Source organism: Sinomonas sp. (assembly GCF_036848755.1).
Lineage (GTDB): Bacteria > Actinomycetota > Actinomycetes > Actinomycetales > Micrococcaceae > Sinomonas.
Genome location: NZ_DAIUJO010000094.1, coordinates 1,354 through 14,547, shown reverse-complemented (window position 1 = coordinate 14,547; position 13,194 = coordinate 1,354). Strand labels below are relative to the sequence as shown.

At 67.7% G+C, this 13,194-nt stretch carries 12 protein-coding genes; 2 read left to right on the top strand and 10 right to left on the bottom strand.

Annotated elements, in window-relative coordinates:
- Positions 1-460: 460 nt before the first annotated feature.
- From V7053_RS14170 to V7053_RS14140, 7 genes are read right to left on the bottom strand one after another with little or no spacing between them, the layout of a single operon-like run.
- Positions 461-1,285 carry an HpcH/HpaI aldolase/citrate lyase family protein gene (locus tag V7053_RS14170; protein ID WP_334172920.1) on the bottom strand — a complete coding sequence of 275 codons (825 nt, stop codon included), beginning with the start codon at positions 1,283-1,285 and terminating at the stop codon, positions 461-463.
- A complete protein-coding gene (locus V7053_RS14165; protein ID WP_334172919.1) occupies positions 1,282-1,797 on the bottom strand; it encodes a MaoC family dehydratase in 516 nt (171 codons plus the stop codon). Before V7053_RS14165 ends, V7053_RS14170 begins: the two co-directional genes overlap by 4 nt.
- The gene (locus V7053_RS14160; RefSeq protein WP_334172918.1) at positions 1,787-2,449 is read right to left on the bottom strand and encodes a CoA transferase subunit B; all 663 of its coding nucleotides are present in this window, start codon (positions 2,447-2,449) and stop codon (positions 1,787-1,789) included. Before V7053_RS14160 ends, V7053_RS14165 begins: the two co-directional genes overlap by 11 nt.
- Positions 2,449-3,255 (bottom strand): CoA transferase subunit A, encoded by an 807-nt coding sequence (locus V7053_RS14155; RefSeq protein WP_334172917.1) that lies wholly within the window; start codon positions 3,253-3,255, stop codon positions 2,449-2,451. Before V7053_RS14155 ends, V7053_RS14160 begins: the two co-directional genes overlap by 1 nt.
- Positions 3,256-3,307: 52 nt before the next feature.
- Positions 3,308-4,483 carry an acyl-CoA dehydrogenase family protein gene (locus tag V7053_RS14150; protein ID WP_334172916.1) on the bottom strand — a complete coding sequence of 392 codons (1,176 nt, stop codon included), beginning with the start codon at positions 4,481-4,483 and terminating at the stop codon, positions 3,308-3,310.
- 10 nt (positions 4,484-4,493) lie between these two features.
- Complete coding sequence (locus V7053_RS14145; protein ID WP_334172915.1) at positions 4,494-6,548, bottom strand: acetyl/propionyl/methylcrotonyl-CoA carboxylase subunit alpha; 2,055 nt, start codon at positions 6,546-6,548, stop codon at positions 4,494-4,496.
- 3 nt (positions 6,549-6,551) lie between these two features.
- Entirely contained in the window at positions 6,552-8,159 is a 1,608-nt protein-coding gene (locus V7053_RS14140; RefSeq protein WP_334172914.1) for a carboxyl transferase domain-containing protein, read from the bottom strand.
- A gap of 79 nt (positions 8,160-8,238) precedes the next feature.
- Between V7053_RS14140 and V7053_RS14135 the strand changes: the two genes are divergently transcribed.
- Positions 8,239-8,898 (top strand): TetR/AcrR family transcriptional regulator, encoded by a 660-nt coding sequence (locus V7053_RS14135; protein ID WP_334172913.1) that lies wholly within the window; start codon positions 8,239-8,241, stop codon positions 8,896-8,898.
- Positions 8,899-8,926: 28 nt separating this feature from the next.
- On the opposite strand, the gene V7053_RS14130 is transcribed toward V7053_RS14135, so the two are convergent.
- The 3 genes from V7053_RS14130 to pdhA are packed head-to-tail and all read right to left on the bottom strand — an operon-like array spanning position 8,927 to position 12,548.
- On the bottom strand, positions 8,927-10,381 hold the full coding sequence (locus tag V7053_RS14130; protein WP_334172912.1) for a dihydrolipoamide acetyltransferase family protein: 1,455 nt from the start codon (positions 10,379-10,381) through the stop codon (positions 8,927-8,929).
- Complete coding sequence (locus V7053_RS14125; protein ID WP_334172911.1) at positions 10,378-11,400, bottom strand: alpha-ketoacid dehydrogenase subunit beta; 1,023 nt, start codon at positions 11,398-11,400, stop codon at positions 10,378-10,380. The genes V7053_RS14130 and V7053_RS14125 overlap by 4 nt, the downstream gene beginning before the upstream one ends.
- Positions 11,400-12,548 carry a pyruvate dehydrogenase (acetyl-transferring) E1 component subunit alpha gene (pdhA, locus tag V7053_RS14120; protein ID WP_334172922.1) on the bottom strand — a complete coding sequence of 383 codons (1,149 nt, stop codon included), beginning with the start codon at positions 12,546-12,548 and terminating at the stop codon, positions 11,400-11,402. The genes V7053_RS14125 and pdhA overlap by 1 nt, the downstream gene beginning before the upstream one ends.
- 163 nt (positions 12,549-12,711) lie before the next feature.
- On the opposite strand from pdhA, the gene V7053_RS14115 reads away from it, so the two are divergent.
- Complete coding sequence (locus tag V7053_RS14115; RefSeq protein ID WP_334172910.1) at positions 12,712-13,185, top strand: Lrp/AsnC family transcriptional regulator; 474 nt, start codon at positions 12,712-12,714, stop codon at positions 13,183-13,185.
- Positions 13,186-13,194: the final 9 nt, after the last annotated feature.

The window sequence follows — 13,194 nt, the reverse complement described above, 5'->3', positions numbered from 1 at the left end:
GCCTCTACGCCGACGACTGCAACGCCAACCCCCGCGGCGAAGGCTGCTGACCCCCCGCACCGCCTGCCCGGGCGCTACCCGTGGGATCCAGCCCAGCTCTCGCCCCCCCTCGGCTCGGGCCGCCTTAGATTGTCGGGCCCCCTGCGTAGGCTCGGGTCAGAGCTTGGAGGAACCGGATTCCTCGAGGGGACGGGGGTGATGGGGTTGGGCGCCGAGCCGCAGCCGGGTGTCCGTCCCAGACGCACCGGCGCCCGTCCCAGACGCACCGGTCCCCATTCCAGACGCACCAGAGAATGCACCAGAGGGACCCGCCATCCGGTGCGAACGACTCATCCGGCCGCCCGGTCAAGGTGCACCACCGCCGTTCTGAGGAAGCCTCAGAAGGTAAGGCGGTCTCGAAACCTAAGGCGGTCTCGAAACCTAAGGGGGTCTCGAAACATAAGGGGAAGAGCCGCGGTCGCTAGACTCCCGCGCGCCTCAGCACAGCTTCGGCGTGGCGCAGGATCGGCCCGTCGATCATCCGCCCCTGATGCTGAAAGACTCCGGTCCCCGCGGCGTCGGCTGCAGCGAGGAGATCGCGCGCAGCAGCTATGGCCTCGTCGGTCGGTACGTAGGCCCGCCGCACTGCCGTTACTTGGCTGGGGTGAATGCAGGCTTTGGCGGCGAATCCGGAAGCGGCGGCGTCGTCGGACTCAGCGGCGAGCCCGGAAAGATCGGGGATCGCGGTGTAGACAGCGTCGATGGCTGCCTTTCGGAAGGCACCGGCGGAAAGCAGGATAGTTGAGCGGGCGTGCTGAGCGATGGCGCGGTAGGCGCCGTCGTCCTTCCTGCTCGAGGTACCGCCCAGCGAGGCGACGAGGTCCTCTGCGCCCCACATGAGGCCGACGACGTTGGGCTCGGCAGCCATGGCCGGGGCATTGAGGACGCCAAGCGCGGTCTCGCACAGCGCGATGACCTCGAAACCGGCGAGCTCGCGCACCTGCTCGACGCCTTCGGCCTTGGCCAGCATGACCGTGCGGTATGGCGTCTTCGCCAGAGCCGCGAGGTCAGCCTCGAAGTCGGCCGTGGACGCCGCGTTGAGGCGCACGAGGGTCCGTGCGGGATCGAGGGGGTTGGCGGCCAGATTCTCGCGCGCGCCCCGCTTCGCCTCCGGAGCAACGGCATCTTCCAGGTCGAGGATGACAGCATCAGCCCGGTCGGCTGCCTTGGCGAAGCGCTCGGGGCGGTCGGCTGGGCAGAACAATAGTGCTGGTCCCATGATGAAAGGTCGTGCGGCGAAAGTCATCGATGGGCATCCTTGGTCCACATGAGGCACGTGCGCTTGGCACGGGCGACGACGACGCCGTCCTGATTGCGACCCGTGTGCTCCATGGTCACAATCCCTTGCCCGGGACGGGACGATGACAGCCGCTTCTCGATGACGACGGTTTCCGTGTAGAGCGTATCGCCGTGGAAGAGGGGGTGCGGAAACGAGACGTCGGTGAGGCCGAGCTGCGCGACAATCGTCCCCTGGGTGAGCTGGGCGACCGACTGCCCGACGACCGTCGCCAAGGTGAACATCGAATTGACGAGCCGCTGCCCGAAAGGCTGCCCCGCGCTCCAGGCCGCGTCGAGATGGAGCGCCTGCGTGTTCATCGTCAACGCCGTGAAGAATACATTGTCTGCCTCCGTCACCGTCCGGCCCGGTCGGTGCGCGTAGACGACCCCTTCCTCGATCTCGTCGTAGTACAGCCCCCGCTGCTCGACGACGCGCGGCTGGTCCCCGTTCGACGGCTCGCCTTTGTCTTCAGGGCTCATTGTCGTGGATCTCCACGTCGAGCTCAGCGTCGGTCTTGGCAGCGACCTCGTCCTCGGTCACCCCCGGGGCGAGCTCCCGGAGCACCAGAACCGATCGTTCGCCATCCCGGACGACGTCGATCACGCCGAGGTCCGTGATGATGCGGTCCACGCAGCCGGTTCCCGTGAGCGGGAGCGTGCACTCGCGGAGGATCTTCGGCTTGCCGCTCTTGTCGGTGTGATCCATCATCACGATGAGCTTCTTGGCGCCGAAGACGAGGTCCATGGCGCCGCCCATGCCCTTGACCATCTTTCCCGGGATCATCCAGTTCGCGAGATCGCCGCTCTGCGAAACCTCCATCGCGCCCAGAACGGCGACATCCACGTGCCCGCCACGGACCATTCCGAAGGATGTCGCCGAATCGAAGAACGCCGCGCCTTTCTTGACGGTCACGGTCTCCTTGCCGGCGTTGATGAGGTCGGGGTCGATCTGATCCTCAGTGGGGTAAGGACCAGTTCCGAGGATCCCGTTCTCGGAGTGGAGCACCACCTCGATCCCGTCGGGGATGTAGTTCGGGATGAGGGTCGGCATGCCGATGCCGAGATTGACGTACTGACCGTTCTCGAGCTCGCGCGCCACTCGGGCAGCCAACTCGTTCCGTGACCAGGGCATCAGGAAGCCTCCCCTCTCGTAGACCCAGCGCTCGTCGGGCCAGCGCCGGCTGCAATGGTCCTCTTCTCGATCCTCTTCTCGCCCAAGGGACTATCGGACGGAACGTGCACAACGCGCTGAACGAAGATTCCGGGCGTATGGATGTGCTCGGGGTCGAGCTCACCCGGCTCGACGAGCTCCTCGACTTCGGCGATCGTGACCTTGCCTGCCATGGCGCAGAGCGGGTTGAAGTTCATGGCCGTCTCGTGGAACACGAGGTTTCCATGCCGGTCCCCCTTGAGGGCGTGGACGAGGCCGAAGTCGGGCGTCAACGACTCTTCGAGCACGTACTCCGCCCCGTGGAAGGTGCGGACCTCCTTGGGCGAGGAAGCCTTCTCGACGTTCCCTCCGGCGTCGTACTTCTGCGGGAGCCCGCCTTGGGCCACCTGCGTTCCGACGCCGGCCGAGGTGTAGAAGGCGGGGATACCCGCGCCCCCTGCCCGCAGCTTCTCGGCCAAAGTCCCCTGCGGCGTGAGGACGACCTCCAGCTCCCCTGCAAGGAACTGCCGCGCGAACTCCTTGTTCTCGCCCACGTAGGAGCTCACTGTGCGTCGGATCCGACCGGCGGAGAGGAGGACGCCGAGTCCCCAGTCGTCGACGCCGCAGTTGTTGCTGATCGTCTCCAGGTCCTTCGTCCCCTGACGAAACAACGCGTCGATGAGCCCGACGGGGATCCCGCACAGCCCGAAGCCTCCGACCGCGAGAGAAGCCCCGTCGCGGATGTCCGCCACGGCCTCCTCGACCGTGGCCACCACTTTGTCGATCACAGCCCCTCCTCAAGGATTGACGTTGACGCTGCCCTACGCTCTGGCACCCAAGCTACAGCCCCAGCTCGCGCGCGATCAGCATGAGCTGGACCTCGGTGGTTCCCTCCCCGACTTCGAGGATCTTCGAATCCCGGTAATGGCGCGCCACCGTGAACTCGTTGATGAAGCCGTAGCCGCCGAACACCTGGGTTGCGTCGCGGGCGTTGTCCATCGCGGCCTCTCCGGCAACCATCTTCGCAATCGCGGCCTCGGTTTTGAATGGCTTGCCAGCGAGCATCCGGGCAGCAGCGTCGTAGTACGCGAGTCGCGCGGTGTGCGCGCGGGCCTTCATGCGGGCGATCTTGAACTGGATCGCCTGATACTTGCCGATGGCGGTTCCGAAGGCACTCCGCTCCTTCGCATACTTGACCGAGAGGTCCACGCAGCCTTGGGCTGCTCCCGTGGCGAGCGCGGCGATCGCGATGCGGCCCTCGTCGAGGATCGAGAGGAAGTTCGCGTATCCGCGGCCCCGCTCGCCGAGCAGATTCTCCTCCGGCACCCGCGCGTCCTTGAACGAGAGCGGGTGGGTGTCCGAGGCGTTCCAGCCGACCTTGTTGTAGGCCCGCTCCGCTCGGAACCCCGGCGTGCCGGAGGGCACGATGATCGTCGAGATCTCCTTGCGGGTGGTCCCGTCGGCCCGCTGCTCGGTGCCGGTCACCGCGGTCACGGTGACGAATCTCGTGATGTCGGTTCCGGAGTTGGTGATGAACTCCTTCGCGCCGTTGATCACCCACTCGCGACCGTCAGGGCCGTCGTCGAGGCGCGCGGACGTCTTGGTCCCGCCGGCATCCGAGCCAGCCTCGGGTTCCGTGAGCCCGAAGCCCGCGAGCGCGCGACCGGCAGCGAGCTCCGGCAGCCAGGTCTCCTTCTGCTTCTCGGTACCGAAGCGGAAGACGGGCATCGCGCCGAGCGAAACGCCGGCCTCGAGCGTGATTGCGACCGACTGGTCGACCCGGCCCAGCTGCTCGAGGGCAAGGGCGAGGGCGAAGTAGTCGCCGCCCATCCCGCCGTACTGCTCGGGGAACGGAAGACCGAACAGGCCGAGCTCTCCCATCTGGGCGACGACCTCGTAGGGGAAGCTGTGCTCCTCGTCGTGGCGTTGCGAGACGGGCGCGACGACCTCGTCCGCGAACTCGCGGACGGTCTCGCTGAGCTCCCGGTATTCGTCATCGAGCTGGAAATCGACCATGGACAGCTCCTCAGGCTTGTGGTTCAGGTGCGGGATTGACGGTGGCAACAATCTGATCGGCCTTGACGAGCCCGCCGACGGCAACGTGGAGCTGGACGGTTCCGGCCACCCCGGCGACGAGTTGGTGCTCCATCTTCATGGCCTCGACGCTCAAGAGCGGTTGGCCCGCCTCGACGCTCTGTCCTGGGGCCACGGCGACCGAGACAACCGTGCCCGGCATGGGAGCGCGCACTTCGGGCGACGCCTCCCCCTCGTGGCGGCGAATCCCCGCGAGGACCCGCTCGAGGCGCTGGGCGCGGTCCAGCACGGGAAGCGCGACCGTCCACCCGCCGTCGCCCAGGAACACTGTTCGGTCCCCGGCTCCCTGCGACATCGCCCACGAGTAGTGGTGCGGCTCGCCGTCGAGGCTGAGCTGCAACGAGCGGCCGACGACGGCGTAGCTCGCCTTGCGCTCGCTCCCCGCGTCGACGACCACGGTCGAGGTGCCCGTGCCCGAGGCGTGATCAGCGTCCGGCCCCGAGACGCGCACGGTGGCGATTCCGCCGTCGGGGGTCCCGAGCGTGATGCGCCGCGCAGCCGAAGCGCCCGCGCGCCACCCGTCCCGGCACCAGGCTCCGGTGCCGTGCTCCCGCTCGCGTGCGTACTCCGCGAGGAGCGCGGCGGCGGTGATCTCGGCCTCTCCGGACCGGCGGAACTCGAGATGCTCGAGCCGTCTCTCGATCAGGGTCGTGTCGAGTCTGCCGGCCCGCACGTCGGGGTCTTCGAGGAGCAGCCGGAGGTACTCGATATTGGTCGCGACGCCGAGAACCGTGTAGTCGGCGAGTGCGGCGGCGAGTCCGGCCAGCGCCTCGCTTCGATCGCGTCCCCACACGATCGCCTTGGCGAGCATGGGATCGTAGTCGGCGCCGACTTCGAGGCCTTCCACGAGGCAGCTGTCGACCCGGATTCCGCTCCCCGCGGGCTCTCGCAGAAACTCGACAGTTCCGGTTGCCGGGAGGAACTCGCGCCTCCCGCCGCCGGTCTCGACGAGCGCCTCGGCGTAGACGCGCGCCTCGACGGCGTGGCCGTCGAGGCGGATGTCCTCCTGGGCCAGTGCAAGGGGTTCCCCCGCCGCGACGCGGAGCTGCTGCTCGACGAGGTCCACGCCCGTGACCAGCTCTGTGACCGGGTGTTCGACCTGGAGCCGGGTGTTCATCTCCATGAAGAAGAACTGGTCCGGTGCCTCGTCGCTCACGAGGAACTCGACAGTGCCAGCGCCGGTGTACCCGACACTGCGGGCGGCGTCGCATGCCGACCGGCCGATCCGCTCCCGTGTCTCCGCGTCCAGCAAAGGCGACGGCGCCTCCTCGATGACCTTCTGGTGGCGTCTCTGCAGGGAGCACTCGCGCTCGCCGAGGTGGATGGTGGTCCCGTGCTGGTCGGCGAGGACCTGGACCTCAATGTGGCGGGGTGCCCGAATGAGCCTTTCGAGGAAGAGCGTGTCGTCGCCGAAGGCTGAAGCCGCGACCCGTCGGGCGGTCGCGAGCGCCCCTGGCAGCTCGTCGACCGAGTCGACGATGTGCATGCCCTTGCCGCCGCCCCCGGCGGAGGGCTTGATGAGCAGCGGGAAGCCCACGTCGTCGGCCGCGGCGACGAGTTCGGCGTCGGTAAGGCCCGGACGGGCGACGCCGGGAACAATCGGCACCCCGAAGCCTGCCACGTGGTTCTTCGCCCGGATCTTGTCCCCCATGACCGAGAGCGCCTCGACCCCTGGGCCTACGAACGTGATCCCGGACTCGCCAAGGGCCCTGGCGAAGGCCTCGTTCTCGCTCAGGAATCCGTAGCCCGGATGCACGGCGTCGACGCCCGACGCGAGACACGCGTCCACGAGGGCTCGGATATTGAGGTAGCTCTGCACGGCGGGGGCCGGCCCGATGCGAACGGACTCGTCCGCTTCACGGACGTGGCGGGCCCGGCTGTCGGCGTCGCTGTAGACGGCGACGGAGGGAATGCCGAGCCGGCGCAGGGTGCGGAACACCCGGCACGCGATTTCGCCGCGGTTGGCTACGAGGACCTTCTTGAACATGCATCACATCCTGAAGACGCCGAAGGAGGTAGCGGGCAGCGGCGCCTGGGCGACGACGTCGAGCGCCATGCCGAGCACACGCCGCGTGTCCGCAGGGTCGATGATCCCGTCGTCCCAGAGCCTGGCGGTCGAATAGTAGGGGCTGCCCTGGGCCTCGTATTGGGCCTTGATGGGAGCCTTGAAGGCCTCCTCGTCCTCGACCGGCCATTCCTCTCCCCTGGCCTCGAGCTGTTCCCTCTTGACCGTCGCGAGGACACTCGCGGCCTGATTGCCGCCCATCACGGAGATCCGGCTCGCCGGCCACATCCAAAGGAAGCGGGGCGAGTAGGCGCGCCCGCACATGGAGTAATTCCCCGCGCCGAACGACCCGCCGATCACCACAGTGAGCTTGGGAACCCGCGTCGTCGCGACGGCTGTGACCATCTTCGCGCCGTGCTTGGCGATTCCGCCGTGCTCGTAGTCCCGGCCGACCATGAACCCGGAGATGTTCTGCAGGAAGACGAGCGGAATGGCTCGCTGGTCGCACAGTTCGATGAAGTGCGCGCCCTTGACCGCGGATTCGGAGAAGAGGACGCCATTGTTCGCCACGATGCCGACGGGATGACCGTGGATTCGGGCGAATCCCGTGACGAGGGTCTGCCCGTACTCCTTCTTGAACTCGTGGAAGTCGCTCCCGTCGACGATCCGGGCAATCACCTCGTGCACGTCGTACCGCGCGTTGACGTCGGTGGGCACGCAGCCGTAGAGCTCATGAGGGTCGGCTTTGGGTTCGACGGCGGGGGCGACTTCCCAAGGAGGAGTCGACGGCGGCGGGAGGGTCGCCACAATGCCGCGGACGATGTCGAGGGCGTGCTCGTCGTTCTCCGCCAGGTGGTCGGCCACGCCGGAGATCTTCGCGTGAACGTCGCCGCCCCCCAGATCCTCTGCGGTGACGATCTCACCGATGGCGGCCTTCACGAGCGGAGGTCCGCCGAGGAAGATCGTGCCCTGGTTCCGCACGATGACCGTCTCGTCGCTCATCGCTGGGACGTAGGCGCCGCCAGCGGTGCAGGAGCCGAGGACGGCGGCGATCTGCGGGATCTTCGCCGCGGACATGCGCGCCTGGTTGTAGAAGATCCGCCCGAAGTGCTCGCGGTCCGGGAACACCTCGTCCTGGCGTGGGAGGAACGCACCCCCCGAGTCGACAAGGTAGATGCACGGCAGCCTGTTCTCGAGCGCGATCTCTTGCGCCCGCAGGTGCTTCTTGACCGTCATGGGGTAGTACGTGCCGCCCTTGACGGTCGCATCGTTCGAGATCACCAGGACTTGCCGTCCGTGAACGAGCCCGATCCCTGCGATCACCCCGGCCCCCGGGCTCTCGTCCCCGTACATCCCGTTGGCGGCAAGCGGCCCGATCTCCAGGAAGGGTGAACCGTCGTCGAGGAGGACGTCAATGCGCTCGCGAGGGAGCAGCTTTCCCCGGGCGACATGCCGTTCCCTCGAGCGGGGCGGCCTGCCGAGCGCCGTGGCGGCAAGTCTTCCCGCGAGCTCCGCTGCGAGCGCACGCTGCGCGGCGTCGTTCTGGGCGAAGTCGGCGCTCGCCGGATCGATGCGGCTGAGCAGGGTCTCCATCGGACCTCCGGCCGGTAATGAGAGGGGCACTGGGTTAGTGACTATTAACTGAAATCCAAGTTAGTCTGGATTAACTGTGATGTCCACCACCCCTTCCGGAGACCGAGTGAACGAGACCGCGAGCCCCCGCAGCGAGGCGAAGGCCGTCCGGCGTCAGGCGCTCCTCGACGCTGCGGCCGGCCTGTTCGCCGCCCAAGGGTTCGCAGGGGTCTCCCTCGATGACCTGGGCGCGGCAGTCGGCGTGAGCGGACCCGCCATCTACCGCCATTTCGCCGGCAAGCAGGCGGTGCTCGGCGCACTGCTGGTGGGGGTGAGCGAGGAGCTTCTGGCCGGTGGGCGCGGTGCGGCGGGCGGCGAGACCGACGACGCCGAAGCCTCCCTCCGCGCGCTCGTGGCCTTCCACGTCGATTTCGCCCTGGCCAAACCTGATGTCATCCGTGTCCAGGACCGGGACTTCACGAGCCTCTCCCCCGATGACCAGAACGCTGTGCGATCCCTCCAGCTCGAGTACGTCGACGTGTGGGTGCAGACACTGCGCCGGCTTCAGCCCGAGGCCTCACAGGCCGAGCTGAGGCTCCGCGCGCAGGCCGTGTTCGGCCTCATCAACTCGACGCCCCACTCAGTAGGGCGCGCGCGACGCGACGGCGGGGGCAGGGTTCCCCCTACCCCCGCCCGCCGGCTTCTCGAGTCGATGGCGCTCGCCGCCCTCACTGCGCCTCAGCTGGCCTCCCCGTCCTGAACCCCGATTCAGACCATCTCAGACCATCTCAGACCATCGTCATGATCATGCCGGGGTCTGCGAGGATCGCGCCGACGTCCGCGAGGAACCGGGACGCCTGCTCCCCATCGACGAGCCGATGATCGAACGAGAGCGAGAGCGTGAGCACGTCGCGCAGGGCGATCTCCCCGTGGTGTTCCCAGGGCATCCGTCGGACCTGGCCCAGGGCGAGGATGGCCGCCTCTCCCGGGTTGAGGATCGGGGTTCCGGCATCCACCCCGAAGACGCCAATGTTCGTAATGGTGAACGTTCCCCCGGTGAGATCGCTCGGCCCGATGCGCCCCTCACGGGCAGATTCGACGAGGGTCGCGATCCCATCAGCGAGTTGGTGCAGATCGAGCGCCTCGGCATCCTTGACGTTCGGTACGAGGAGCCCCCGCGGTGTCGCCGCCGCGAAGCCAAGGTTCACGTAGCGGTATTGGACGATTTCCTGGGCCTTCTCGTCCCACTTCGCGTTGAGCGATGGGTGCCGGCCCAGCGCGACGAGGACCGCCTTCGCGGCGAGCGTCATCGGTGTGAGCCGCACGTCGGCGAATGCCTTCGATGCCTTGAGCTTGGCCAGCAGCTCCATCGTCGCCGTGACGTCGATCGTGAGGAACTCGCTAGCGTGCGGTGCGGTGAAGGCGCTCGCGACCATGGCCGCAGCGGTCTGCTTACGGACGCCTTGGATCGGGATGCGCGTCTCGCGCCCGATCGTCGCTGCGGGACCAGGCAGTGCTGTCTCGCGCCCTGGCCCGGCGGTCCCTACCTCGGCGAGCACGTCGTCCCGTGTCACGAGCCCGTGGGGCCCGGTTCCCCGGACGACGGCGAGATCCACACCGAGATCCTTCGCGAGCTTCCGCACGGGAGGGGTTGACCGAGGGCGCTCGGCGCGCGCCTCGGCAGTTGGCGAAGGGACGGCCTCAGCGCTCGGGGCCGCCTCGGCGCGGCTGTGAACGGGGCTGGGGCTTGTGCCGGCGGCGGGCCTCAGCCCTTGGGCAGTTGCCCAGCTCCGCGCCTTGCGGACCGGGCGCCCGGTTGCTTCGGGCATCGCCCCATAGCCCACGAGGTTGGGTTGGCGCTTGGCCGCGCCGGCTGGCTGCGTGGGGGCGCTGGGGGCGCTGGGGGCGCTGGGGGAACGTATCGCCGACCCGGCAGACGGCGCCACCGAAACCTCGAACTCCGCGATCGGCGCGCCGACGGCCACAACCTGGCCAGGCTCAGCGAGCAGGGCGGTGACGCGGCCGGCAAAGGGACTCGGGAGCTCGACCACGGCCTTGGCCGTCTCGACCTCGCCGATCACCTGGTTGAGCTGGACGGCATCGCCGACGCTGACGCGCCACGAGACGATCTCGGACTCGGTCAGGCCCTCACCCAGATCAGGTAGCCGGAACTGGCGGGTCTGCCCCTGATCAGCACCTGCAGACGTGCCCGCGGCAGCCGGGTCGCTCGTCACCGAGCTCATTCTCCCTCCTCGGTTCCGCTGAGGGAGTTCGGCCGTCCCATCGCCCGGTCGACCCCGTCGAGGATCCTGTCGAGGTCGGGGAGGTGGTAGAACTCGAGCTTCGAGTGGGGGTACGGAACGTCGAATCCCGTGACGCGAACCGGGGCGTGCTCGAGGAAGTAGAAGCAGCGTTCCGTGATGCTCGCTGCGATCTCGGCGCCGAGCCCGGCGGTCTGGGAGGCCTCGTGGGCGATGACGAGGCGGCCGGTCTTGCGGACCGACGCTTCGAGCGTCGCGTAGTCGATGGGCGAGAGGGAACGGAGGTCGATGGCCTCGACCGAGATTCCTTCGTCCGCGGCCACCATCGCGGCGTCGAGGCACGTCTTGGCGAGCGGCCCATAGCCCACGAGCGTCACGTCCGAGCCTTCGGCAAGCACCCTGGCCGAGCTCAAAGTGAGGCCGCCGGGCCCTTCAAGGCCGAGGGTCTCGTCGACTTCGCCCTTGTCGTGGTATCGCCGTTTCGGCTCGAAGAAGACCACCGGATCGTCGCACGCGATCGCCTGCTGGATCATCGTGTACGCGTCCTGGGGGTTCGAGACGGCAACGACCCGGAGCCCCGCGGTGTGCACGAAATACGCTTCGGGAGACTCGGAATGATGTTCGGGCGAGCCGATCCCACCTCCGAAGGGGATGCGGATCGTCAAGGGAACCTTGACGCGCCCGAGGCTTCGGAAGTGCAGCTTGGCCACCTGCGAGACGATCTGGTCGAAGGCGGGGTACACGAAGCCATCGAACTGGATCTCGACAACCGGTCGATAGCCCCGGTAGGCCATCCCGATGGCGGTCCCCATGATTCCGGACTCCGCAAGGGGCGTGTCGATCACCCGGTGGGCGCCGAAGTCCTTCTGCAGCCCGTCAGTGACGCGGAAGACGCCGCCGAGCTTGCCGATGTCCTCGCCCATGAGGACGACCTTGCTGTCCCGCTCCATCGCCTGGCGAAGGCCCGCGTTGAGCGCCTTCGCAAACGTCATCTCCGACATCAACGGCCTCCCTCTGAACTCGTGAGCGAGCCGGCCCCCATGCCGGCCTCGATCCCTGCGCGATAGCGCTCGAAGTGGTCCCGCTGGCGTTCCAGGACGGATTGTGGGCCCGCGTACACGTGCTCGAAGAGAGACTCGGGTTCGGGGTCCGGCATATGGATCGTCGCCTCTCGCAGGGCTGCGGCCACGGAGTCGGCCTTCTCGGCTACCCTCGCGCGGAGGGCGTCGTCGAGGGTGCCGATCGAGCCCAGATATGCCTCGAACCGGGCGATGGGGTCCTTTTCCTTCCAGTCCTCGAGTTCGTTGGCGTCCCGATAGCGGGTGGGATCGTCCGCCGTCGTATGCGGCCCCATACGGTAGGTGACCGCCTCGATGTAGGAGGGGCCGTTGCCCGAGCGCGCCCTTTCGAGGGCCTCGCGGGTTGCAGCGAGGCACGCGAGGACGTCATTGCCGTCGACCCGGACGCTCGAGATGCCGAAGCCGGGCGCACGGCGCGCGATGGGCACGTGGGCCTGGATTCCGACCGGTTCGGAGATGGCCCACTGATTGTTCTGGCAGAAGAAGACGACGGGCGCCTGGAAGCTTGCGGCAAAGACCATCGACTCGTTGACGTCGCCCTGGCTCGTCGCGCCGTCCCCGAAGTAGGTGATGACGGCCGTTTCGGCGCCGTCGAACAGGACCCCCATCGCGTAGCCGACGGCATGGAGCGTCTGTGCGCCGATGACAACCTGGGAAGGCGCCATGTTCAGCGAGAACGGATCCCAGCCCGAGTGCGCGTTGCCGCGCCATTGCCGAACGAGGTCGGGGAGCTCGGCCCCACGGGCATAGGCAACCCCAATCTCCCGGTAGCTCGGGAAGATGAAGTCGTCGTGGCCGATCGCGTGGGCCGATCCGATCTGCGCGGCTTCCTGGCCGACAAACGGAGGCCACAGGCCGAGTTCGCCCTGGCGCTGGAGAGCGGTCCCCTCCGCATCGATACGGCGGGCCACGACCATGTCCTCGTACAGCGAGACAAGCAGAGCATCGCGGTCGACGCCGTCAAGGCGACCGTCTACGTCAGCCAGGAAGCGATCGTAGCGCTCGTGCGGGTGGCGAACGCCGTCGGGTGAAAGTAGCTGGATGGGTGACCCACCGTGGCCGGCAGTCATCTGGTATGTGGACACTTGATCTGCATCCTTTTCGCTCGCGGGAGGCCTGTAGGCCCCCGGTTAATGTGACGATACTCACATCACGCAAGGCGTACAACCAATCGACTCCAAATTGAGCATCGTGCCCTTTCTGGGGTTCAGACACCGTGCTAATCTGCGCAGCATGCACTCCGTGGACGCCACCGACGCGCGCATCCTGCGGGCGCTCGCCGAGGACCCGCGCCGGACCGTCGTCGCCCTCGCCCAGGAGCTCGGCCTGTCACGGAATACTGTTCAGGCACGCCTCGCACGCCTCGAGCAGCACGCCTTCCTCCCGTTCGACCGTCGGATCAATCCCACGGCCCTGGGCTACCCACTCCTCGCGTTCATCACCGTCCACGTGCAGCAACGGCAGCTCGCCGAGATCACGGACGAGATCGCGCGCATTCCCGAGGTCCTCGAGGGTCACGGCCTCACGGGCACGGCCGACCTCCTCTTGCGGGTCGTGGCCGTCGACGCTGAGGACCTCTTCAGGATCCACGGGAAGATCCTCGCCATCGAGGGCGTCGATCGCACCGACACCGCCCTGGCGATGGGTGAGCTCATACCCTTCCGGATGGACCCGCTGCTAGAACGGGGCCCGCGGGCGAGCAGCTGACGAACGAGG